The sequence below is a fragment of the Marinobacterium halophilum genome, from assembly GCF_003014615.1.
GTDB lineage: Bacteria > Pseudomonadota > Gammaproteobacteria > Pseudomonadales > Balneatricaceae > Marinobacterium > Marinobacterium halophilum.
The window spans coordinates 19,199-40,218 of the sequence record NZ_PYGI01000013.1 but is presented as its reverse complement, the minus strand read 5'-3'; the positions used below and the strand labels follow the sequence as shown (position 1 = coordinate 40,218).

The 21,020-nt window shown below is 54.7% G+C and carries 24 protein-coding genes; 10 read left to right on the top strand and 14 right to left on the bottom strand.

The genetic code is table 11. From position 1 onward, the window contains the following. Window positions 1-50: 50 nt before the first annotated feature. The 3 genes from CLV44_RS10070 (at window position 51) to CLV44_RS10060 (ending at window position 2,954) form a co-directional block, all read left to right on the top strand. Window positions 51-290 carry a hypothetical protein gene (locus tag CLV44_RS10070; RefSeq protein ID WP_245912665.1) on the top strand — a complete coding sequence of 80 codons (240 nt, stop codon included), beginning with the start codon at window positions 51-53 and terminating at the stop codon, window positions 288-290. 139 nt (window positions 291-429) lie between these two features. Next, complete coding sequence (trpB, locus tag CLV44_RS10065) at window positions 430-1,632, top strand: tryptophan synthase subunit beta (RefSeq protein WP_106591998.1); 1,203 nt, start codon at window positions 430-432, stop codon at window positions 1,630-1,632. Between the two features lie 254 nt (window positions 1,633-1,886). Continuing rightward, entirely contained in the window at window positions 1,887-2,954 is a 1,068-nt protein-coding gene (locus tag CLV44_RS10060; protein ID WP_106591997.1) for a type I restriction endonuclease, read from the top strand. 67 nt (window positions 2,955-3,021) lie between these two features. Here the strand turns inward: CLV44_RS10060 and CLV44_RS10055 are convergent, their stop codons facing one another. Beyond that, window positions 3,022-3,879 (bottom strand): diguanylate cyclase domain-containing protein, encoded by an 858-nt coding sequence (locus tag CLV44_RS10055; protein ID WP_106591996.1) that lies wholly within the window; start codon window positions 3,877-3,879, stop codon window positions 3,022-3,024. A 149-nt stretch (window positions 3,880-4,028) separates the two neighbouring features. On the opposite strand from CLV44_RS10055, the gene CLV44_RS10050 reads away from it, so the two are divergent. From CLV44_RS10050 to CLV44_RS10040, 3 genes are read left to right on the top strand one after another with little or no spacing between them, the layout of a single operon-like run. After that, entirely contained in the window at window positions 4,029-4,517 is a 489-nt protein-coding gene (locus CLV44_RS10050) for a hypothetical protein (RefSeq protein WP_106591995.1), read from the top strand. Further along, the gene (locus CLV44_RS10045; RefSeq protein WP_106591994.1) at window positions 4,514-5,131 is read left to right on the top strand and encodes an SCO family protein; all 618 of its coding nucleotides are present in this window, start codon (window positions 4,514-4,516) and stop codon (window positions 5,129-5,131) included. The genes CLV44_RS10050 and CLV44_RS10045 overlap by 4 nt, the downstream gene beginning before the upstream one ends. Before the next feature lie 4 nt (window positions 5,132-5,135). Next, window positions 5,136-5,606, top strand: a complete 471-nt coding sequence (locus tag CLV44_RS10040; protein WP_106591993.1) for a copper chaperone PCu(A)C — start codon at window positions 5,136-5,138, stop codon at window positions 5,604-5,606. Between the two features lie 9 nt (window positions 5,607-5,615). Here the strand turns inward: CLV44_RS10040 and CLV44_RS10035 are convergent, their stop codons facing one another. The 12 genes from CLV44_RS10035 to CLV44_RS09980 form a co-directional block, all read right to left on the bottom strand. Continuing rightward, the gene (locus CLV44_RS10035) at window positions 5,616-6,149 is read right to left on the bottom strand and encodes a hypothetical protein (RefSeq protein ID WP_106591992.1); all 534 of its coding nucleotides are present in this window, start codon (window positions 6,147-6,149) and stop codon (window positions 5,616-5,618) included. Beyond that, a complete protein-coding gene (locus CLV44_RS10030) occupies window positions 6,142-6,693 on the bottom strand; it encodes an elongation factor P hydroxylase (protein WP_106591991.1) in 552 nt (183 codons plus the stop codon). Before CLV44_RS10030 ends, CLV44_RS10035 begins: the two co-directional genes overlap by 8 nt. Further along, window positions 6,690-7,451, bottom strand: a complete 762-nt coding sequence (locus tag CLV44_RS10025; RefSeq protein WP_146139993.1) for a hypothetical protein — start codon at window positions 7,449-7,451, stop codon at window positions 6,690-6,692. The genes CLV44_RS10030 and CLV44_RS10025 overlap by 4 nt, the downstream gene beginning before the upstream one ends. 45 nt (window positions 7,452-7,496) lie before the next feature. Next, complete coding sequence (gene soxB, locus CLV44_RS10020; RefSeq protein ID WP_106591989.1) at window positions 7,497-9,278, bottom strand: thiosulfohydrolase SoxB; 1,782 nt, start codon at window positions 9,276-9,278, stop codon at window positions 7,497-7,499. 75 nt (window positions 9,279-9,353) lie between these two features. Continuing rightward, the gene (locus CLV44_RS10015) at window positions 9,354-9,779 is read right to left on the bottom strand and encodes a SoxAX-binding protein (protein WP_106591988.1); all 426 of its coding nucleotides are present in this window, start codon (window positions 9,777-9,779) and stop codon (window positions 9,354-9,356) included. A 12-nt stretch (window positions 9,780-9,791) separates the two neighbouring features. Continuing rightward, window positions 9,792-10,658, bottom strand: a complete 867-nt coding sequence (gene soxA, locus CLV44_RS10010) for a sulfur oxidation c-type cytochrome SoxA (protein ID WP_106591987.1) — start codon at window positions 10,656-10,658, stop codon at window positions 9,792-9,794. A gap of 23 nt (window positions 10,659-10,681) precedes the next feature. Next, a complete protein-coding gene (soxZ, locus tag CLV44_RS10005; RefSeq protein WP_211298121.1) occupies window positions 10,682-10,990 on the bottom strand; it encodes a thiosulfate oxidation carrier complex protein SoxZ in 309 nt (102 codons plus the stop codon). A 26-nt stretch (window positions 10,991-11,016) separates the two neighbouring features. After that, a complete protein-coding gene (gene soxY, locus CLV44_RS10000) occupies window positions 11,017-11,478 on the bottom strand; it encodes a thiosulfate oxidation carrier protein SoxY (RefSeq protein WP_106591986.1) in 462 nt (153 codons plus the stop codon). Between the two features lie 32 nt (window positions 11,479-11,510). Then, entirely contained in the window at window positions 11,511-11,870 is a 360-nt protein-coding gene (soxX, locus tag CLV44_RS09995; RefSeq protein ID WP_106591985.1) for a sulfur oxidation c-type cytochrome SoxX, read from the bottom strand. 96 nt (window positions 11,871-11,966) lie between these two features. Then, on the bottom strand, window positions 11,967-12,989 hold the full coding sequence (locus CLV44_RS09990) for a c-type cytochrome (protein WP_106591984.1): 1,023 nt from the start codon (window positions 12,987-12,989) through the stop codon (window positions 11,967-11,969). After that, complete coding sequence (soxC, locus tag CLV44_RS09985) at window positions 12,973-14,298, bottom strand: sulfite dehydrogenase (RefSeq protein WP_106591983.1); 1,326 nt, start codon at window positions 14,296-14,298, stop codon at window positions 12,973-12,975. The genes CLV44_RS09990 and soxC overlap by 17 nt, the downstream gene beginning before the upstream one ends. 113 nt (window positions 14,299-14,411) lie before the next feature. Continuing rightward, entirely contained in the window at window positions 14,412-15,725 is a 1,314-nt protein-coding gene (locus tag CLV44_RS09980; protein WP_106591982.1) for a sigma-54 interaction domain-containing protein, read from the bottom strand. 296 nt (window positions 15,726-16,021) lie between these two features. Between CLV44_RS09980 and CLV44_RS09975 the strand changes: the two genes are divergently transcribed. From CLV44_RS09975 to CLV44_RS09960, 4 genes are all read left to right on the top strand, one after another. Further along, entirely contained in the window at window positions 16,022-17,593 is a 1,572-nt protein-coding gene (locus tag CLV44_RS09975; RefSeq protein ID WP_106591981.1) for a cytochrome ubiquinol oxidase subunit I, read from the top strand. A gap of 19 nt (window positions 17,594-17,612) precedes the next feature. Then, window positions 17,613-18,755 carry a cytochrome d ubiquinol oxidase subunit II gene (gene cydB / locus CLV44_RS09970; protein WP_106591980.1) on the top strand — a complete coding sequence of 381 codons (1,143 nt, stop codon included), beginning with the start codon at window positions 17,613-17,615 and terminating at the stop codon, window positions 18,753-18,755. Between the two features lie 16 nt (window positions 18,756-18,771). Next, window positions 18,772-18,870, top strand: a complete 99-nt coding sequence (gene cydX / locus CLV44_RS09965; RefSeq protein ID WP_106591979.1) for a cytochrome bd-I oxidase subunit CydX — start codon at window positions 18,772-18,774, stop codon at window positions 18,868-18,870. Between the two features lie 204 nt (window positions 18,871-19,074). After that, on the top strand, window positions 19,075-20,502 hold the full coding sequence (locus CLV44_RS09960; protein WP_106591978.1) for a two-component system sensor histidine kinase NtrB: 1,428 nt from the start codon (window positions 19,075-19,077) through the stop codon (window positions 20,500-20,502). Between the two features lie 69 nt (window positions 20,503-20,571). On the opposite strand, the gene CLV44_RS09955 is transcribed toward CLV44_RS09960, so the two are convergent. Then, entirely contained in the window at window positions 20,572-20,949 is a 378-nt protein-coding gene (locus CLV44_RS09955) for a RidA family protein (RefSeq protein WP_106592063.1), read from the bottom strand. Window positions 20,950-21,020: the final 71 nt, after the last annotated feature.

Sequence of the window (21,020 nt, the reverse complement as noted above, 5' to 3'; positions counted from 1 at the left end):
TATAGAGACATACCCCTTCCGGGTCATTGAACGGTAACGCTTCCTTGGTTGTGCGCTGGCAAAAAAATCACGATTACCTTGTCGTCAGGATCTATCGCGATCTTGTAGGCGATTGGGTCGTCACCCAATGTTGGGGCAATCGCCTCGACACGGGGGCCTATAGCCATACGCTGGTCGAATCCTACAGTGACGCTCTGGAATTGCTGCGCGAGATCGGTCGCGAACAGCGCCAACTCGGCTTCCGCCGCAAACAAGGCCGTGAAGAACAGCTAGGCTTTGATTTCAGCTGAGTTTTTCCACTCTTCCGCTTGGCACTCCCCCGACAGCCCTTTATAGTCACTTACCCTGACCAACACTGCCTTTTTAATGGCAGTGCAAGCCCTATGGATGCTGACAACAATAAAGCGGCCCGTACAGTGTGGAGTGAGTATGAGCAAATTTGATTTTTCCCCGATGCCTGATGCCAACGGCTATTTTGGTGAATATGGCGGCCAGCAGATTCCGCCGGAGCTGAAGCAGGTCATGGATGAAATCCATCAGGCGTATGAAGAGATCCGCCAGATGCCGGAGTTCCAACAGGAACTGACCGACCTGCTGACCGATTACGTCGGCCGCCCCAGCCCGATTTTTTATGCCCGTCGCCTGAGCGAAAAACTCGGCGGGGCGCGTATCTTTCTCAAGCGTGAAGACCTTAACCACACCGGCGCGCACAAGATCAATCACTGTCTGGGCGAAGCCCTGCTGGCCAAGTACATGGGCAAAACCAAGGTGATTGCCGAGACTGGTGCCGGTCAGCACGGCGTTGCATTGGCTACCGCTTGCGCTTTGGTCGGTATCCCCTGCGAAATCCACATGGGCCAGGTCGATATCGAGAAAGAACACCCCAACGTTGTCAAAATGAAGATCCTGGGCTGCGACCTCGTTCCGGTCACCCGCGGCACCGCCACGCTGAAAGATGCCGTAGACAGCGCCTTCGATGAGTACCTGAAGGATCCGCAGAATTTCATCTATGCCATCGGCTCTGTCGTTGGCCCTCACCCTTTCCCGAAAATGGTACGCGATTTCCAGAGCATCATCGGCCGGGAAGCCCGTGCACAGTTCCAGCAACGCGAAGGCAAACTGCCGGATTACATCACCGCCTGCGTCGGCGGCGGCTCCAATGCCATGGGCATGTTCACGGCATTTCTGAACGATGATGACGTTGGTCTGGTCGGCATCGAACCCGCTGGCTATGGACTGGACACTAACAAACACTCTGCCACCATGACCCTGGGCCATCCGGGCGAGCTGCATGGCATGAAATGTTACGTTCTGGAGCAGGAAGACGGCACACCGATGCCGGTTCACTCCATCGCTTCCGGTCTCGACTATCCAGGCGTCGGACCACAGCACAGCTATCTGAAAGACACCGGCCGCGTGCAGTATGAAAGTGCTACCGACGACGAATGCCTGAACGCTTTCATGACTCTGTCACGAGTAGAAGGCATCATCCCCGCACTGGAAAGCTCACACGCCGTCGCCTGGGCAATCCGCACCGCGCCCACACTAAGCAGCGAGCAGACCATTCTGGTCAATCTGTCTGGCCGTGGCGATAAAGACGCAGATTACGTATCTCAGAAGCTGGGGCTGTAATCGTTACATCTGCACATGGAATAGAGTGTCTGAGCTGAAACAGGCACTCTATTGCCCACACCTGCCACATCATCAAATACGCAACCATCTGAATAATAAGTCATTATTATCTGCATGCTGCAAAACCCCGCCAACTTCTCCTTGCCTCAACACGTGCTTTATCGCACTCTTGTTGTATTAAGGGACTCGCTATCAGGAAGATGTCGTTATCGGGGCCATACAACATGGATCGCATACGCAACATGGAGTAGAGCATGGAAATTGGTAGCGCACTGGCATCATTAGCTAAAAAGATCGAACGCAACAGTAAAATCATTGAAACAGAAGAGGCAACAAAGAACGCTTTTGTTATGCCATTTTTAAACAATGTACTGGGATATGATGTTTTTGATCCTTCCGAAGTGATTCCCGAGTTCACCGCTGATACCGGTACCAAAAAAGGCGAAAAGGTTGATTATGCCATTATTAAAGATGGTGAAGTCCAGGTACTGATCGAGTGTAAAAAACTCGGCGAGCCACTATCCCTCAAACATGCTTCTCAGCTATATCGCTATTTTTCAGTCACCAATGCCCGCATTGCGATCCTGACTAACGGCGTGATCTACCAGTTCTTCACCGACCTGGACGCACCCAACAAAATGGATGAAAAGCCCTTCCTTGAGCTTGACCTGTGCAACATTGACGAACATGTTGTACCTGAAGTTGCAAAACTGACAAAGGAAGACTTTGATGTAACATCAGTTATCAACTCTGCTGGTGAACTGAAATATATGAATCAAATCCGGAAAGTTATTGCCGCACAACTGGTAGAACCCGATGATGATTTCATCAGACTTTTCGCATCACGTGTATATGATGGCGCCATTACTCAAAAAGTGCGTGAACTGTTTGCTGAGCTAACAGTAAAAGCATTCAAACAATATCTTAACGACAAAATCAACGAGCGGCTAAAATCCGCCTTGCAGAGTGAGCCCGAGTCATCCCCGACGAAAGCGGTGGAAGCAGAAAATGAAGTGGATAATGGTAATGAAAAAATCATTACGACTGCTGAAGAACTTGAAGGATACAACATCGTAAGAGCGATCATGTGTGAAGTAGTCGAAATTGACAACATTACCCAACGTGATACCCAAAGCTATTTTGGTGTTTTGCTGGATGACAATAACCGCAAACCTATTTGTCGACTCCATTTCAATCGCACACAAAAATATATCGGCCTTTTTGACGAGCAGAAAAAAGAGACCCGATACCCTATAGAAAGGGTCGAAGATATTTTTCAATATTCAGATGAGCTGAAGAAAACAGTCAGCTATTACGACTAAAAGCTCAGGCATTTTCCCCATGGGCATCAATCAGTCGCCATGGGGAAATGCCAGCACCCGTTTTCGGTCAGAAATAGCAGACCTGGGTATCGGTCATGACGGCACGCTGCATGGCTTGCTGAGCACGATCAACCAGCTCCAGTGATTCGTGGCCATCATCAGGACTGATGGAAACACCGATATTAACCGCCAGCGCCGGCATATCGGCGGGCTGACTTTCGCATAGCGTTGCCGACAACTTGTCGACCACCGTCGCGATTGCCTCGGGGCAGTCAATCTGCTCCAGCACCAGCAGATACGCCCCGGAGTCCAGGCGCGCCAGCGTATCGCCTTGGCGAATTTTCTGGCGTAACTCGTTGGCAATGCGCTCAAGCCCGGTTATATAGCTGCTTTCATTGAGCGACTGCGGTGCCCCACTGATCAAAATAGACAGGAACACGACATATTCTTCTGCTCGCTGAGCGCGCTGTAAGGCATGCTCGATACGCGCGACCGTATGCGGTGCAGCAGCCGCAGGCAACTCATACTCTGTTGCAACATCCAGTGGGTGCTGTACACGGTAGAAAGGGGTCATATCCTGACCGGTGACCAGCAAGGATTCTACACAGCCTTCATTATCAAGGCCGGATACCGCACTGAAACGCACTAGACGCACGCCACCCGTAGGCGTCTCAATCCACGACTCCACCACCTGCGGCGGCTCGGCAACCATCAAATCACGCAGTTGCGGCAACGGGTATACCTTGCCGACCAGCTCATCCAAGGGTTTGTCCAGCAACTGAGAAAACGCCCGATTACACCAGGCGCACGTGCCATCAAGGCGCAGCACCATGATCAGTTCACCAAGACCATCCATCAACTGCAGCAGATGTTGATTGGATACCGTACTTTCCCATTCAGCTAATGCTGTGCTGTTCTCACTCATTGCTTCCAATCTCTGTTATTGCTGTTCGCAGGGGGAACAAGATAGCGAATCCGATTACCGCATGCCAGGCAAACTCGACTCTTACCTGACCCAGATGCGACAATTTGCCACTTCTACTTTGACATCAGCCTACCTACACTGAGGCGACAATGACACCAACCAGTCACTCGCAACACGAACCGAACACAAACGGCACACTGATCAAAATGCTCGTGCTGGCATTATTGCTGCTGGCCGTGCTGGCAGGCGCCTTGTGGTTCCAGCAATCATGGGGCCCACAGCAAGGTACCAACCGGCACCCATGTGATCTGCAACAAGGGCCCTGTAAGATCGAGCTTACTCAAGGCACATTACAGCTTGATGCCGGGCCTCTGCCGCTACGATCACTCAGCCCGATCAAGCTTCAGCTGCAACTGGAAGGCTCTGAAGCCCGTCAGATCAAGGCCAACCTGCAGGGCTCCGACATGTACATGGGCGTCAACAGCTTCGAATTTCAGCCGGGTGACACAACTGGCCAATGGCTTGGCCAAACAGAATTGGCGGTTTGTACCACCGGACAGATGCGCTGGCAGCTGATACTGGATGTGATAACCGACTCCGGAACCGAGCAACACCTGTTCGAGTTTGAGGCACGATGAATACACAACTGAAGACACTAAAAATTCTGCTGCTGCTGACGACCTGCCTGCTGGGTGGCCTTGCACTCGCATTCATGCTGCGCCCACAACCGATGGAAGCCCGCCTGGCAATGGGTGACAGCAAGCTGGGGGGTGACTTTACCCTGATGTCAGCGGCCGGCCCCGTCTCACTGGCGGATTACCGCGGCAAGGTGAGCGTTATTTACATCGGCTACGCGTCCTGCCCGGATGTCTGTCCGACTGCGCTGGCGGTTATGACCCAATCCCTCAAACAGCTGCCTGAAGCTCAGCGAGAACAAGTACAGGGGATCTTCATCAGCGTAGACCCCGAGCGGGATACACCGGAAAAACTGGCCGACTACACGGCGTTCTTTTCGCCCCAGATCGTTGGCATTACCGGCACACGAGAACAGATCGATACCGTCGTACGTCAGTACGGTGCCTTTTACCGCAAGGTCGAGATGAAAGACTCTGCCATGGGATATGCAGTCGATCACTCTTCCCGACTTTACGTCGTTAACCCGCAAGGCAAACTGGTAGACACTCTCCTGCACAACAGCACGCCACGGGCGCTTACCACTCGCCTGCTCGATATTCTTAACACTCAGGGATAGCACCATGAAGCGACTGCTCACATTTATTACCACTGGCTGCCTGCTCAGTAGCAACCTGTTCGCGGCCGATGTACAGGTGGATTCAGCTTACGTCCGCGCCACACCGCCCGGCCAGATCAACAGCGCGGTCTTCATGCAGATACAGAACCAGGGTGATGCAACCGCTCTTGTAGGCGCCAACAGCCCGGCTGCCAAAGTCGTTGAACTGCATACGCATCAACACGACCAAGGCGTCATGCGCATGCGTAAGGTCGAGACCATTGCACTGCCGCATGCCACTCAGGTCAACTTTGCACCGGGTGGAATGCATATCATGCTGATCGGTCTGAAAGCACCGCTGCAAGCGGATACCCGGATCGACATGACCCTCAACTTTGCCGACGGCACCGAACAACAACTATCGGTACCGGTCCAGCATGTCATGCCGACAGGGATGAAACAGGGCACGCCGATGTCACACGGCGCGCATCAGTAAGGTCATGTATTAGCACATCTTGCAGCCACGCAGACGTCCGTCGAAGTGGCTGTAAATCGCCAGGCACGCTTCTTTCTCCGGCAGCACACCCAGCAGCTGACTGTTGTAGCGCTCCACATACTGCAGCATCAGCAGATCGGCATCCGCCATATCGGGCTCCACTCGATATGATTTAAACCCCACCCGATACATGCCAGCGTAACGTGGATAACGCAAAACACCCTCCTCCACGCTAACGGCAGGAGGCTGTAGACCACGCTGTTCCAATGCTGGAACATTCAGTGGATTGTCATTATGCAAAGCGAGGAACATGTCCGCCTGCCCCGCCGTGTCGAAAACACCCAGCACCCACACCTGCGCACCTGAAGCCGCATACAGGTAGTAGAACGCTTCACCGGCACGCGCCAGCGCCAAGCGCTGATACTGCCAATGTTCGTACTCGCAGCATTCAAGTGCCAACAGCTGTTCACCTGCAGGCAGCTCAACGGGCTGATCAGGCAGGCACGCCTGCCAGGGCGTAGCGGATATGCTGAGATTACGCATGACAAACCTCATTCGGTGGCAAGACAAACTGCTCAACCGCCAGATTGGGTGTACCATAATGACGCTGCAATGCCGCCACCAGCATCTGTACCCTGGGCGGTAACCCTTCGCTCAGCAACTGCTGGATACGGTGCAGCACATTTTGCTGGAAGGTATCACTGGCACCGATACCGGCTGAGAGGTTGTCGGCGCTGAAATGAAAACGCCGTCCCGCTGCCTGGTTAAAAATCCATTCGTATGCCTGAGGCCTAACCTCGACCCGCTCGAATTCGGCCTGCTCAACGGGCGTGCGTCCGTCCGGCTTGTACCAGTAACCGAAATCCTCCAGCAAGCGCCGTTCTGGCCCGGCAACACACCAATGCGCTATTTCATGCAGCGCACTGGCATAAAAACCATGGGCAAAGATGATGTGGTGATGGGCATGCAGCTCATCCGCCGGCCGATAGATGGGCTCATCATCACCGGCAACCAGCTCGGTGTTGTAGGTCGGCAAAAACAGCGCATTGAAAATATCGATCAGCACCTGATAGTCCGGTGTACTCACAATTCATACTCCTGCCAGCGATCACCGTTGAGCCACCAACTCATGCCGGTCTGTTCGTCGATACGAACCGCCACATAGCCTTTGCTGTCCTGGTCCGCTCGATGCACCAGGATTCGATAGATGGATGGTTCAAGATAGGGGACATCCTGCAACAACTGCCAGCGCCCGCCTTCTGCCAACCAGGCTGCACCGCTATGACGGTCATAGCGCAGCAATATCCAGCCCCCCTGCAGCGTATAGGTTGTGGTCATGGCAAACTGCCCGTCGCCGCCACCGCCAGCAGGTGCATCCAACTGGTTCATCAATTGCATGAGCTGACCAATTGCCGCGTCCAGCTGGTCAGAGGCACTACCGGACGCCATCCCCTGCCCGCCCTCTGTCGCATCGGCAGTGTCTGCCGGACGCGTCATCACCTGCATGCGGTTGAGCAGCATCTGGTTCTGCTCCATTAACTGCTGGCTATTCGTACGCAACTGCAAGACCTGCTCCTGCAGTAGAGTCAGGCGCCCGCTGAGCTGGTCAAAACCGGTTTGAATCGGATTCGCTGGCGGCTGGGGTGTCGGGGCCGATGGATTGGAGGGGGTCGACGTAGATGCGGCTTGGCGGTCACGAGACGACTCTGCAGCCGGGGCATCGCTGTTATTGACGGCTGGCGTATTGGCCGATGCCGATTCAGGGACCGGTTGGGTTGGCGCGGCGGCATTACAGCCCGCCAGCACCAACACTGTAGCGGCGACAGATAGTCGTAAAGCGTGCATGCACAGTGCCTCTGCTGATCAAGAAGAGGCCTATTCTAGCAGATCCTAGCTGATCACCTCAGCAGCATAATCCACCAGTCCAGGGTTGCCTTTCACCCCCTTGAGCACTGGCGTATTGAGCTTGTCGATCCGTGCCTCCTTATGATCGCGCAGATAATCGGCCACTACATCCCAGATCGCAGGACCCTTGGACTGCGACCCGACTGTTGCCCAACCGGTAACCTTATAGGTTTTATCAGCCTCAATGCGTTCGCCATTATCCAGCGTCATCTCACTGATACGCTCACCGATCTTGCGGCCCGGTTCGCAGACATAGTCAAAACCACCCACCCGCACCATATCGCCGCCCGACTGCAGGTAAGGCTCAGGGTTGAACAGATTATCGGCCACATCTTCCATGATCAGCTTAAGCTCGGACCCTTTCATCTCGCGCACATAGGTTTCCGGGTAGGTGAGACAGGTCTGGTCCAGTACCCGCTCCATGTTGATCATCTGCCCCTTGAGTACAGTCGTGCCCCAACGGAAGCCCGGTGACAAAGAAATCTGGGCATCCCCTACTTCACGCAATGCGTCACAGATCACCTGATCGAAGGTTCCATTGAAGTTGCCCCGTCGGAACATCAGCTCATCCGCAACGGCCAATTCTTCATTAAGCCAGCCCAGATGCGGTGTACGAATGTCATCGATCAACGCCAACATCGAAGCGTCCGCCGGAATCAGCTCGGAGAACACCGGGATCAGACGATAACGATAATCCTGGATTTTGCCGTTGCGGATATCAAGGTCCAGGGTGCCGAGGAATTTGCCGTTGGAGCCGGCGTTGAACACCAGCGTCTCGCCGCCGCTGTTTTTGACCACCGTCGGTGCAGGCATGCCATCATGGGTATGGCCGCCCAGAATCAGATCAACACCGGAAACACGGCTGGCCATGGCCAGATCGACATCCATGCCGTTGTGAGACAGCACCACTACCGCATCGACCTTCTCTTCACTGCGCACCTGATCAACGATCACCTGCAGACGGTTATCGTAAATATCAAAGGTCCAGTCCGGAATGAAACGGGCCGGGTTGGCAATTTTGGTTCGCGGAAACGCCTGACCAATCACGGCAATGCGCACACCACCCAATTCACGAATACTGTAAGGCTTGAATACCCGCCCTTCAAAATCGTCAAACAGATAATCGGTGTCGCTGGAGAACATCGCATCTTCAGTGATGAATACATTCTGGGCCAGAAACTCGCCGTCAAACGCTTCGATATTGCGCAGGATTTCGGCCTGATTGTAGGTGAACTCCCAATGCCCGGTCATGATATCAACGCCCAGCGCGTTGCCCGCACGCACCATATCCATGCCTCGGGTTTTATACGATGTTCCTGACCCCTGCCAAGTATCACCACCATCCAACAGCAGGGTCTTCTCACGTCCGAAGCTGTCCCGCAACCGGTCCGCCAGCGTTTTCAGATGCGCAAACCCGCCAACCTTGCCATATTGCAAAGCAGCATCATTGTAATTTAGACAGGTCAGCGCGTGCGCTTCAATGGAACCCGGCGCAACACCGAAGTGCTGCAGCAGCTTGTCACCAACCAGGTGCGGAGCTTTGCCGACCGCTCCGGCGACGCCCAGATTGACATTGGGCTCACGAAAATAGACCGGCAGCAGCTGAGCATGGCAATCGGTCATATGCAACAGGCGTACATTACCAAAGCTGGGCACTTCGTACAGATCCGAGGGCTGACGGCTTGCAGCCATGCCTTTCACCGGCAACATACCAGCCAGGCCTGCAATGCCCAGCATCTGCGCAAACTCGCGTCGTGTCATTGACATGATGTTTCACCTTCCACAAACAAGAAGCCCGCACCCGATAACGGCGTGCGGGCGACAGTGTACTAAACGGAGTGTTTACTCCGGCACGGCACGATACCAGCTGGCATCAACCTGCTTCTGCTGAGCCAGTGACAGGCGCGCCTGATACTTGGCGCGTGCAGCCAAGTCCATTGCGTGCTGGAAACGGCCCTCTGCCAACGCAGCCTGAGCCTGCTTGATATACCGAGCCGGATCACGCCATTCATAGCCGACAGCTGCCGACTGCAGACGCAAGGCATCCGCACTTTCAATCAAGGCCACAGCATTGGCCTGAGTCGGCTCTGCCATCGCCTCGAGTTCTTCCGCATGGAAGGTCTTGTAGGTCTCGCCCTGCCAGGTAAATTCATGTCCCTTGCCGTGCAGAGCACGCTGCTGATTGAATACCTGCTCAAAGGTTTCTGCCTGTGCCGCCCCGACGGGGAGTGCCAGCGCAGCAACCAACATCATTGTTGCTTTCTTCATCACTCACCTCCGTTACTTGCGGGCACCCGGACCGTTCACAATCAGTCCATTACTCATATAGGTCTGGAAATATTCCAGCTTGCGGAATTCATCAGACTGCGGTGGCAACGGCACTGAACGGGTATCACGATGACAGCCTTCATAGCGGCGATGCAGCGTACCAATTTCACCCCATTTGGAACGAACCACCGGGAAGTGAGTCGGGTGTCCCAGCATCGGTCCCGGCAAATCGGCACGGATATACAGCCGCGACCCCTGCAGGTGACAGTTGGCACAGGACAGATTCAGCTGCCCGCGCTTTGAGTAAAAAAACTTTTTGCCATCAAGGTAGGCTTGCAACGCACGCGGGTCATTTTCCGGGATTTTGATGTCGAACGGTTTGCCCCGCGAGGTCCACGCCATATAGGCGGAAATCTTGGCAACATCACCCTTCTTCCACTTCAACGGTTGCTCGCCATTCTGCTCGCGGCACTCGTTGATCTCCTGCTCCAGCGTTTTAATGCTGCCCTGCTCTGCATTCCAGTACGGATAGTTCTGACGAATGCCAATACCTCCATTCTCGAAGCAGTCTGCATAACCCTTGCCGTTAGCGAATGGCGTATTGAACAGCTCTTCACCCTCTTCAAGATCAAACTCATAGGGCGGAAACTCTTCCAGAGCATCCCACTGCTTGCGTGAGGGCGGATCAATCGCGTAGATACCATTAACGTAATCTTCCAGCGGCACACCGGCAAAGCGTTCCTGATAGAACGCCTGCAACGCCAGGCGGTCCGCTTCCGGGTTCACCGTTTCCAGAGTAAAGCCCGACTCAGCAGCCATACCCGTCTGGGAGAGCACAGCAAAAGCCGCTCCCAGTAACATACTTTTTATTGTCTTCATCCCATACTCCCAAGGGGCTGAACTCAGCGGATCTCAGCCGTTTCAGCGCCGGACTTACCGGTATTCTCTTTCCAGCTCAATTCCAGAGTGTCGCCAGCGGCACCACCTGCAAAACTGAATGAGAAGTAGGGGTTTTTCGAAACAGCAGGCCCCAGATTAGCGGCAAACACTACCTTGCCTGCATGCTTGACCTCAATTTCGGACAAAAATAGTGCCGGTATTACATTGCCTGACTTGTCCTTGCGCTGGCCGGTTTCCATGATGTGCTTAGCCAGCATTTTCACTTCGGTGTTACCGCCACGGCTCTTGGCCTTAACTCGCATGATGCTCATTGTCGTTTCCTCAAATCCTGTTGCAGTTAGCCGCCGCAGCCACCGATCGTGACCTTGACCTCTTTAGTGGCGCTGTAAAGCTTGCCGTCCGCCTTGACTACTGCGGTGACATTTGTCGTTTTGCCCATACGCACACGGGTCGACACATCAGCCGCTGTGCCTTCGGGAATGATAAACTGCGCCGCCAGCGGAGACGGGTTGTTCTCGATGAAAATGCTCATCGACTCGACATTTGCCATGCCAGTGCTGACCGTAACCGGCACCACAGCGCCGTTTTCGGCAATATCGGGCGCATCCAGTATCACCTCGGCACTTTCCGTCAGTTCCGCATCTCCATACAGAGATTTAATAGCAGTGTTCTGCTCTTTGGCTTCGAACGCTTCCTTGGCCCAGGCAGCCATAGCCATGCGCGGCATCAGCAAGCCCAGCCCCATCAGCGCGCCACCCGCAGCCACGACCTTGATCAGGCTTCGACGATTCATGCTCATATCTTCATCCTCAATTGGTGCCCGTCAGGGTCTTAATACTGATAGATATACTCAACCACAGCATCAATCTCATCTTCCGACAAAATCCAGTGCTTACCGATAGGCGGCATGATGCTCAACGGGTTGGCTACGGTGGCGTCCCATATCTGGGCACGGAGCTTGCGTTTGTCCGGAAAGCGCTGCTGCATCGCGATCATCATCGGACCCTGACTACCCGGCAGGTTGGCAATAGGGTCATTGATGTTGTGACAGGAGATACAGTTACCACGCGTTTTGTCGTGATAAACGGCTCGCCCTTCTTCAATCAACTCGTCTTGCGATGCGGCTGCCACTGGGCCGCTCAACGCAACGGCTGCTGCTACCGCACAGAGGGCGGTGGTCAGTCTGCGCATGTGATTCCTCCGGCGGGATCCCGCTGGACCCCATATTGTTTTTGGTTATATATTTATTCTTTTAAATTACTAAACGCTATATTAGATGGCGCTATTCTACTGACTTTTTTCCGTCATGAAAGCCACCGCACGAGAAACTTGCTGGTCCGTAAGATCCATACGCCCACCTTTTGCTGGCATGACCCCCTCTTTACCGGTAAATCCTTCAATCGCATGCCGAATCAGTACCGATACACCCTGGTCAATACGCGGTCCCCATGCCTTATGATCACCCACCTTGGGTGCGCCAGCCAACCCGGTAGCATGACAGGCCACACACGCTGCCTCATAAACCGCCTGACCCGCTTTGGCCTCATCCGACAACGCCACCGCTGCAGGCACGGTTTCGTCCACCTCCACGCCCAATGCCCTCAACCGGGCTTCCTCTTTCTGATCTTCCAATGACTTCTGAGCATCATGAGACGCAGCTGGTGCATCGACGTCAGCACGGAAATGTCCGACCGGAGTGATACCACCAATAGTGCCAACCATCTCCAACTGATCAGGCCTGGCACACTCTTGCATACACCGCGTATTGGGCGAGTCGGGCCGGTTATCAACAAAAAAACCTTCACGATTGGGCATTTCAATCCGGGCAAGATTACCCTGCGTCAGTACAAAATCATCATCAACAATGTCATTAAGGTAGAGCACATATGCCGATACCGCATAGGTTTCATCGACGCTCAAAGAGCGAGGTGCGCTGAACGGCATGGCGCGATAGATATAATCCCAGAGCGTACTGGCATACGGCCAATAAGACCCCACCGTTTTGGTCGGGCGCTCAAGGGTCAGAGTGTCATATCCGCCCGCCAACACGGGCCAACGATCGATCCCTTCTCCAAAAGAACCATGACAACTGGCACAGCGAGACTCATACAGCAGTTCACCATTCATCACACTGCCCTGCCCCGGCGGCAGCCCCTGACCGTCGGGGCGCACATCAATATCCCAGCCCGCTATTTCATCAGCCGTTGCCATACGGCCAATACCCAGCGGTTCTGCTGCCGACAGCGACAGGCTCGCCAGCAACACACCAACGCCCAACAGAGCAGGTGCTGTCTCAGGTAATTTGAACATTGGTCACCTCCCCGTTGGCCGCTACCTTCCAGGTATGGATCGAATTCTTGTGATAGATGGAATTGGTGCCTCGCACCTCACGCAACTGCTTAAGCGTGGGTTGCACATAACCGGTTTCATCCATTGCCCGCGCCTGCAGCAGCCATGTCTGGCCTTCCCAGCGGGTCACCAGGCTGAAACGGGTCAAGGCCTTGGGCAAGACCAGCCCCTTGAGCTGCGCCGGTACCCAGCTGACACCGCCATCAAACGAGATATCGACCTGCTTGATATGCCCACGACCAGACCAGGCAAGCCCCTCAATCTCGATAAAGCCACTCTGGCGAATCGGTTTTTCCGGACAAGGGTGGGTAATGACCGAGTTGGCTTCCTGCACAAAGCTGAACTTGCGTGCCTTGCCGTTAGCCAGCAGATCGGTGTATTTGGAGGTTTCTTCGCGGTGATACCAGGGCTGATCACCCACTTCCAGCCGACGCAACCATTTGATCGACGTGTTGCCTTCCCAGCCGGGGTTGATCAGCCGCAACGGATAGCCCTGCTCGGGCCTTAGGCGTTCACCGTTCTGGGCATAAACCACCAAGGTATCGTCCAAGGCTTTTTCAAGCGGGATCGAACGACTCATATGCGCGCCATCTGCGCCCTCGGCCAGAATCCACTTGCCCTCAGGTTTAACGCCTGCTTCTTGCAGCAACACCCGCAGCGGGACACCGGTCCATTCGCAACAGCTGAGCATGCCATGCGTGAACTGCAGCGCTTCCATCTGTGCGCCCTTCCACTCCATGCCACCGTTGGCCGGACATTCAATAAATTTGATCTCGGATGCAGATGGAAAGCGCATCAGGTCATCCATGGTAAAAATCAGTGGCCGTTCCACCAACCCATGCAGGATCAGCCGGTGCTCATCCGGGTTAATCAGCGGCACACCCGCATGGTAGCGTTCAAACACCAAACCATTGGGCGTAATAATGCCCTTAAGATCAGCCAACGGGGTCATGGAGATGGACGAAATGGATTCGGCAGTTAGCCAGGGAACAGTACGGCGCACCACATGCTGCTCATACGTGGACGGCATACCGTAAGGACTGTCAACGACGCCATGGCCCAACTGACGACTCCAGCTCGGCTCGTTTGGCGGCAGATTATCCGTATTGACCGATGCCGCCACTGCCACCCCCGATGCAGCCGCTGCACTTAAAGCAGTCACCCCTTTACGCAGAAACTCCCGCCGCTCCCGCTGCGATAGCCCCTCAGCTTCACGCGCGAGCTGAGCCAGCATCTCTCGCGTGGTGGTATTACGAATGATTCTGGACATCCCGGCCTCCGGTAGCGTGAGCCTTCACAGCTCTTTATTGTTTTTATGTAATAAAGATAGACTATCTCGCTATAAAGGATGAGCATTGTTGTACTGCTTTAGTCTATACACATTCAGGGCTTTAATTTCCGGTAGAGCGTGCGTTCGCTCACTCCCAATTGCCGAGCCAGCGCTCGCCGCTCGCCCCCAAAACGGCGCACCACGGATGCCAAGTAGGCCGATTCCAACTGTTCCAACGGCATCAGCGGCACCTGATCCAGACCACTATCAATGGTAAGGTCCGCGCCCGAGCGCCGTGACTGCGTCACCTCGGCAGGTAAATGCTGCGGTAAAATAACACCACCATCCGCCAGTAAAATGCCGCGCTCGAGGACATTGCGCAGCTCACGAATGTTGCCAGGGAACGCATACGCTGACAGCTGCGCGAGGGTGTCATCCGCCAACTCTACCGTATCCCCACCAGGCAACCGTTTGAGCAGCGCAGCACTCAATAGCGGCAAGTCTGTCGGCCGTTCACGCAACGGCGGCAACGGCACCGGAAACGCCGATATGCGGTAATACAAGTCTTGACGAAAATGCCCCTCCTCAACCATTTGCTTGAGGTTGCAGTGGGTCGCGCACACCAGCCTGAAATCAGCGTGTTGTAGCTCAACGCTGCCAACCGGACGAAATGTACCAGTTTCGATCAGGCGCAATAGTTTGACCTGAAGGCTGAGCGGAATCTCACCAATTTCATCCAGAAACAGGGTGCCACCGCGTACCGCTTCCACCAGTCCTTTTTTACGACTGACTGCACCCGTAAAAGCGCCCCGCTCATGGCCAAATAATTCACTTTCAAACAGCCCTTCGCTCAAACCCGAACATTCGACAGTAACAAAAGGAGAACCCGCACGCGGACTGCTGTCATGCAGCGCACGAGCCACTAACTCTTTACCTGTACCGGACTCGCCCAGCAACAGCACTGTAATCTCGCTCGGCGCGGCACGATGCACGAGGGACAGCATTTGGGTGAAAGCCGGTGCCCGCCCGACCAGCCCTTCATGATCAGATACATGCGCACGTGCCGCTTTAACCTGATGCATCACCTCCAGAAAACCAATCAGCTGCTGCCGATCGTCTTCCAGTGGTGCCATTTCCACATCCACATGCTCTTCACCCTGAGGCGTATTGTGCAGGTGCAGTACCCGCTGACGCTGTCCGGTTTCACGGCAGCGCTTCAACGGACATGCCTCACCCGCCTGATCGCAGGGCACTTGATAGCCATGCGAGACATCAAAACAGGTACGCCCGACCACCGCTCCTTGCGGTTTATAACTGCGCCGGTATGCGGCATTGGTTGCCAATATTTCATACTCGGTGGACAAAATAGCCGCTGGTTCCGGAATCGCCTCCAGAATCACTTCGGGGTTGAACGCTCCGTTTTTCATGCACTCTCCTTACAATACTGCACACTTGCCACTCGCACGCCTTAATTATCCCGCTCAAGCCACTGCCACCAGTGACACACACGTGCTGCCAAAACTGTCAGTCTGCGACACTTTGTCACTTCCGACAACTTAGTATTGAACGTATAACTGCAGAAAAGATGTGCGCTATCCTACGCAGCACCTGACTTATGCAAAAAAATTATCTTATCCATCAAAAATGAAATATATGGCACGAATTCTGCTTTAGTAGCAGACGCATAACGCACTCGCGCTCCAACCCGTACAGGAGACTGGTAATGATCACTGAGGAAATCGTTGATCTTTCCCGGCTACAATTTGCCATTACGGCGATGTACCACTTCCTCTTCGTCCCACTCACACTGGGGCTGTCCTTCATGCTGGCCATCATGGAATCGGTCTATGTGATGACCGGCAAGCAGATCTACAAAGACATGACCCAGTTCTGGGGCAAACTCTTTGGTATCAACTTTGCCCTCGGCGTTACCACCGGCCTCACTATGGAATTCGAGTTCGGCACCAACTGGGCCTACTATTCGCACTACGTTGGCGACGTATTCGGCGCACCCTTGGCGATCGAAGGCCTGATGGCATTTTTTCTCGAATCCACGTTTGTCGGCCTGTTTTTCTTTGGCTGGGACCGCCTGAGCAAAGTGAAGCACCTTATGGTCACTTGGCTGGTTGCACTGGGCTCAAACCTGTCCGCATTGTGGATCCTGGTCGCCAATGGCTGGATGCAAAACCCGGTCGGTTCCGAGTTCAACTACGAAACCATGCGCATGGAGATGACCAGTTTTGCCGAGGTCTTCCTCAATCCGGTCGCTCAGGTAAAATTTGTTCATACCGTATCCGCCGGCTACACCACCGCGGCCATGTTCGTGCTCGGGATCAGTGCCTATTACCTGTTGAAAGGACGGGATCTGGCCTTCGCACGTCGCTCTTTTGCCATCGCATCCGCCTTTGGCCTGGCCGCGTCCCTGTCGGTCATTCTGCTGGGAGACGAGTCCGGTTATGAAATTGGTGACGTGCAGAAAACCAAGCTCGCCGTCATCGAAGCCGAGTGGGAAACCGAAGAGGCACCGGCCGCGTTCACCCTGTTCGGCATGCCGAATGACGAAACCATGGAGACCGACTACGCGATCAAGATTCCTTATCTGATGGGCATTATCGCCACCCGATCGCTGGATGAAGAGGTCACCGGCATCAAGGATTTGATCGCCGAGCATGAGCAACGTATCCGCAATGGCATGCACGCCTACTCGCTGCTGGTTCGTCTGCGTAATGGCGAAGAGAACGACGCCCTGAAAACCGAGTTCGATCAGGTCAAAGTGGATCTTGGCTTCGGTTTGCTGCTGAAGAAGTACACCGACAATGTTGTGGATGCCACCGAAGCACAGATCCAGATGGCCGCCCGTGACACCATCCCCAGCGTCGCGCCCATGTTCTGGGCTTTTCGCGTGATGGTCGCCTGTGGCTTCTGGATGCTGATGATTTTCGCCCTGTCGTTCTACTTCACCGCACGGCGCACCGCATTCAACAAACCCTGGTTGCTACGCCTGGCGCTGTTTTCGATCCCGGCCCCCTGGATTGCGTCCGAGATGGGCTGGTTCGTCGCCGAGTTCGGCCGTCAGCCCTGGGCCATCGGTGAAATCCTGCCAACCTATGTCGCGCCTTCGATACTGACCAAAGCTGACCTGCTCGGCAGCCTGTTCGCGTTCATTGCCCTATACACACTGCTGGCGGTCGTCGAGATCTATCTAATGGTCAAATTTACCCGCTTGGGTCCAAGCAGCCTACACACCGGCCGCTACCACCATGAACAGCCGACTGACGCAACGGTCAACACCTGAGCGGCGAAGGAGATAGAAGATGCTATTCGACTATGAAACGCTGAAATTGATCTGGTGGGCACTGGTCGGCGTGCTGCTGATCGGCTTCGCCATTACCGACGGTTTCGACATGGGCGCCTGTGCCCTGCTGCCGTTGATCGGCAAAACCGACGACGAGCGCCGCGTGGTGATCAACACGGTCGGCCCACACTGGGAAGGCAACCAGGTCTGGTTCGTAACTGCGGCAGGCGCTTTGTTCGCCGCGTGGCCCGCCGTATACGCCGCTGCGTTCTCCGGTTTCTACTGGGCCATGCTGTTGGTACTGTTTGCGCTGTTCTTCCGGCCGGTCGGCTTTGATTACCGCTCCAAACTGGCCGACAGCCGCTGGCGTCGTGCCTGGGATTGGGGACTGATCGCTGGCGGTGTCGTGCCACCTCTGGTCTTTGGCATCGCCTTCGGCAATCTGTTGCAGGGCGTACCTTTCCAGCACGATACCTTCATGCGGCCCAGCTACGACGGCAACTTTTTTGGCCTGCTCAATCCATTCGGTCTGCTGTGCGGCATCATCAGTCTGTGCATGTTTTCCATGCACGGTGCCGTCTGGATCCAGCTGCGCAGTCACGGTGACGTGGAACGCCGCGCCAAAGGCTATGCACAATTGCTGGCCCTGATCACTCTGGTTGGCTTTGCCACCGCCGGTATCTGGCTGAGTCTGGGCATCGACGGTTACCGCATCCTGAGCCAACCCGAATTCGGCGCTTTGCCAAACCCGCTGGCCAAGGAAGTTGAAATTGCCGCCGGAGCCTGGTTGACCAACTACAGCACCTATCCGCTGACCCGGCTGGCTCCGCTCATCGGCTTCATCGGCTTGCTCGGCGCATTCCTGCTGACCCGAGGCAACCGCCCGGGCTGGGCATTTCTGTTCAGCGCACTGAGCCTGGCAGGCATCATCGCCACAGCGGGCGTCTCCATGTTCCCGTTCATCATGCCTTCCAGCCTGAGCCCTAACTCCAGCCTGACTTTATGGGATGCAGCATCCAGCCACCTGACACTGAATGTCATGGCCATTGCTGCCTTCATTTTCGTACCCACTATCCTCGGCTACACCCTATGGTGCTACCGCGCACTCTGGTCGAAGATTTCGGTGGAATACATTCAGGACAACGACTACTCAGCCTACTGACAAGGAGAACCTATTGATGTGGTATTTTGCCTGGATCCTCGGCGTACTTCTGGCATGCTCGTTCGGCATCATCAATGCGATGTGGTTGGAACACGAAGACATCGATCACAACTGACGGGCACTCACTGACCGTCTCGCCGGCAAAGGTGCCCATTCGGAGGGGGGGCTTTGCCGGTTTACTTCAGAGCACTTGTCCACCCCGCAATCATCCACAAGAAGCCATCGGAAATTCCCACCGCTGCCGTTGAATCCGCTATAATCCCACCCGCTTTTTCAGATTCTTCATTTTTGCCCAGACAGCCAGGACCGATACTTCACCATGATTCGATACGTTCTGTTTACCTCCCTGCTGCTCGCCTCGTCACTGGCGCAGGCCAGCCTGCTGACGCCGTTCCGTAATGAAGACGGCAGCACGCGATGGCAATATGTCGCCAATTTTTCCAGTGGCGTACTGATTATTCTGCTGACACTGGTTGTTATCGTCTTGTTCACCACCTGGCGTCGCGCCAAACGCTACAACATCGAACTCGAAGAGATTCGGGCTCATCTGGAAGAACGGGTCAAGGATCGTACCGCCAAGCTGGAACAGGAAGTTGCCCAGCATGTCGTGACAACACAGCGCCTGCAAGCCTCCGAGTCTTATATCCAGAACATCCTGAACTCCATGCCATTGGCACTGGTCGGCATGAACAAGGATGGCACCATTACACACTGGAACCGCCGCGCCGAGCAGCTGTCTGGCATCAAGGCGGAAGCGGCCATTAGCCATAATATCTGGTCGATTTATCCAGACATGACAGTCACACCGCGTCACATCGAACAGGCACTGGAACAGCGCAAGGCCGTTACCCTGCGCTACAGCCAACCTGGCAGTTACCATATGGATATCACTGTCTATCCGTTGGAAAACTACAGCGAGCCCGGCGTAGTGGTATTGGTTGATGATGTGACCCGGCGGGTGATTGCCGAAAACATGCTGATCCATCATGACAAGCTGTCATCCATGGGCGAGCTGGCTTCAGCGATGGCCAACGACATCAATATACCGCTGCAGGCGATCCTGTTTGACCTGCGCAGCTTCCAGAACATTCTCGACAACGGCCACCTGTTACCAGCCGAAAACGCACCGAATGCTGATACCGAACGCCTGCATCAGCTGCTGCAAAACGCAGCCGAAAATGGTCAGCAGGTAGAATCTGTTATCCGCAATCTGCTTCAATTTGCACGTGGACGCACCGGCGAATCTCAAGCAGCCAACGTGATCGACATTCTGGAACACTCCCTGACCCAGGCCAATGACGTATTGTCACGACCCGATGCCATGGCGTTCAACAGCATCTGCATCGAACGCCACTTCGAATCGGACGTGCCGCAGGTGCCCTGCTATATCACAGAACTACAGCAGGTTTTCCTGGGACTGTTCCGGCATGCCTATCAGGCATTGGTTGAGAAAGCGGCCAAACAGGACCCTGCGTTCACGCCGACTATTAAACTGTATGTCGGCCAGTCCTACGATGCCCTGTCGATCCGTATTCAACACAACGGAACCGGCTTGAGCAGTGAGGAACAGATGTACCTGTTCGAGCCTTACCTGCACAGCGGCAACGAAGAACAGCCCGCAGCCGGGGCCGACAAACGCCTGTCCTTCGCTTATTTTGTCGTGACTGAACAGCATGGCGGCCACATGGCTGTTACTTCTGACCCGGACGTGGGTACAACCTTCCATATCCAGCTGGAATTGCACTAAAAAAGGCGGCACCAGGCCGCCTCTGTATCCGAACCACTTGAACGTTTCACCATGTGGTTCGGTCGCGCCTTACGCTGGCACAGCTGCATACGCTACGATTTCGCACAACATCTCTTCTCTTGCCAGACCCGCGACAATCATGGCTGCCCGATTGGGATAGGGTGCCTCGAAATACTCGGCATAGACCTGATTGAATACCGGTAACTGAGACCGGTCGGTCACATAGATCAATACCTGGGTCACATCTGCCATCGTCAGTTCGGCCGCCTCAATAGTGTGCTTGAAATTGTCCATGGTCTGACGCGCCTGGGCTTCTATCCCCCCCTCTACTACCTGACCATTGGCATCAATGGGAATCTGGGCCGTCGACAAGGTACCGTTGGCGATAACAGCCCATTCCAGCGGGGCCTTGGACGCAAAAAGATCGGTTTTGACTGCAGTTTTCATAACGCTCTCAATCAATGAATCAAAGGTAAAGTTGACCGGGCCGCCATTCAAGACAGCCCGACCTGTGTACA

Excerpts from the sequence above, each read along its gene's own strand:
- trpB (WP_106591998.1), top strand. The coding sequence starts at position 430 with ATGAGCAAATTTGATTTTTCCCCGATGCCTGATGCCAACGGCTATTTT.
- CLV44_RS10060 (WP_106591997.1), top strand. The coding sequence starts at position 1,887 with ATGGAAATTGGTAGCGCACTGGCATCATTAGCTAAAAAGATCGAACGC.
- CLV44_RS10055 (WP_106591996.1), bottom strand. The coding sequence starts at position 3,879 with ATGAGTGAGAACAGCACAGCATTAGCTGAATGGGAAAGTACGGTATCC.
- CLV44_RS10050 (WP_106591995.1), top strand. The coding sequence starts at position 4,029 with ATGACACCAACCAGTCACTCGCAACACGAACCGAACACAAACGGCACA.
- CLV44_RS10045 (WP_106591994.1), top strand. The coding sequence starts at position 4,514 with ATGAATACACAACTGAAGACACTAAAAATTCTGCTGCTGCTGACGACC.
- CLV44_RS10040 (WP_106591993.1), top strand. The coding sequence starts at position 5,136 with ATGAAGCGACTGCTCACATTTATTACCACTGGCTGCCTGCTCAGTAGC.
- CLV44_RS10035 (WP_106591992.1), bottom strand. The coding sequence starts at position 6,149 with ATGCGTAATCTCAGCATATCCGCTACGCCCTGGCAGGCGTGCCTGCCT.
- CLV44_RS10025 (WP_146139993.1), bottom strand. The coding sequence starts at position 7,451 with ATGCACGCTTTACGACTATCTGTCGCCGCTACAGTGTTGGTGCTGGCG.
- soxB (WP_106591989.1), bottom strand. The coding sequence starts at position 9,278 with ATGTCAATGACACGACGCGAGTTTGCGCAGATGCTGGGCATTGCAGGC.
- CLV44_RS10015 (WP_106591988.1), bottom strand. The coding sequence starts at position 9,779 with ATGAAGAAAGCAACAATGATGTTGGTTGCTGCGCTGGCACTCCCCGTC.
- soxA (WP_106591987.1), bottom strand. The coding sequence starts at position 10,658 with ATGAAGACAATAAAAAGTATGTTACTGGGAGCGGCTTTTGCTGTGCTC.
- soxZ (WP_211298121.1), bottom strand. The coding sequence starts at position 10,990 with ATGAGCATCATGCGAGTTAAGGCCAAGAGCCGTGGCGGTAACACCGAA.
- soxY (WP_106591986.1), bottom strand. The coding sequence starts at position 11,478 with ATGAGCATGAATCGTCGAAGCCTGATCAAGGTCGTGGCTGCGGGTGGC.
- soxX (WP_106591985.1), bottom strand. The coding sequence starts at position 11,870 with ATGCGCAGACTGACCACCGCCCTCTGTGCGGTAGCAGCAGCCGTTGCG.
- CLV44_RS09990 (WP_106591984.1), bottom strand. The coding sequence starts at position 12,989 with ATGTTCAAATTACCTGAGACAGCACCTGCTCTGTTGGGCGTTGGTGTG.
- soxC (WP_106591983.1), bottom strand. The coding sequence starts at position 14,298 with ATGTCCAGAATCATTCGTAATACCACCACGCGAGAGATGCTGGCTCAG.
- CLV44_RS09980 (WP_106591982.1), bottom strand. The coding sequence starts at position 15,725 with ATGAAAAACGGAGCGTTCAACCCCGAAGTGATTCTGGAGGCGATTCCG.
- CLV44_RS09975 (WP_106591981.1), top strand. The coding sequence starts at position 16,022 with ATGATCACTGAGGAAATCGTTGATCTTTCCCGGCTACAATTTGCCATT.
- cydB (WP_106591980.1), top strand. The coding sequence starts at position 17,613 with ATGCTATTCGACTATGAAACGCTGAAATTGATCTGGTGGGCACTGGTC.
- cydX (WP_106591979.1), top strand. The coding sequence starts at position 18,772 with ATGTGGTATTTTGCCTGGATCCTCGGCGTACTTCTGGCATGCTCGTTC.
- CLV44_RS09960 (WP_106591978.1), top strand. The coding sequence starts at position 19,075 with ATGATTCGATACGTTCTGTTTACCTCCCTGCTGCTCGCCTCGTCACTG.
- CLV44_RS09955 (WP_106592063.1), bottom strand. The coding sequence starts at position 20,949 with ATGAAAACTGCAGTCAAAACCGATCTTTTTGCGTCCAAGGCCCCGCTG.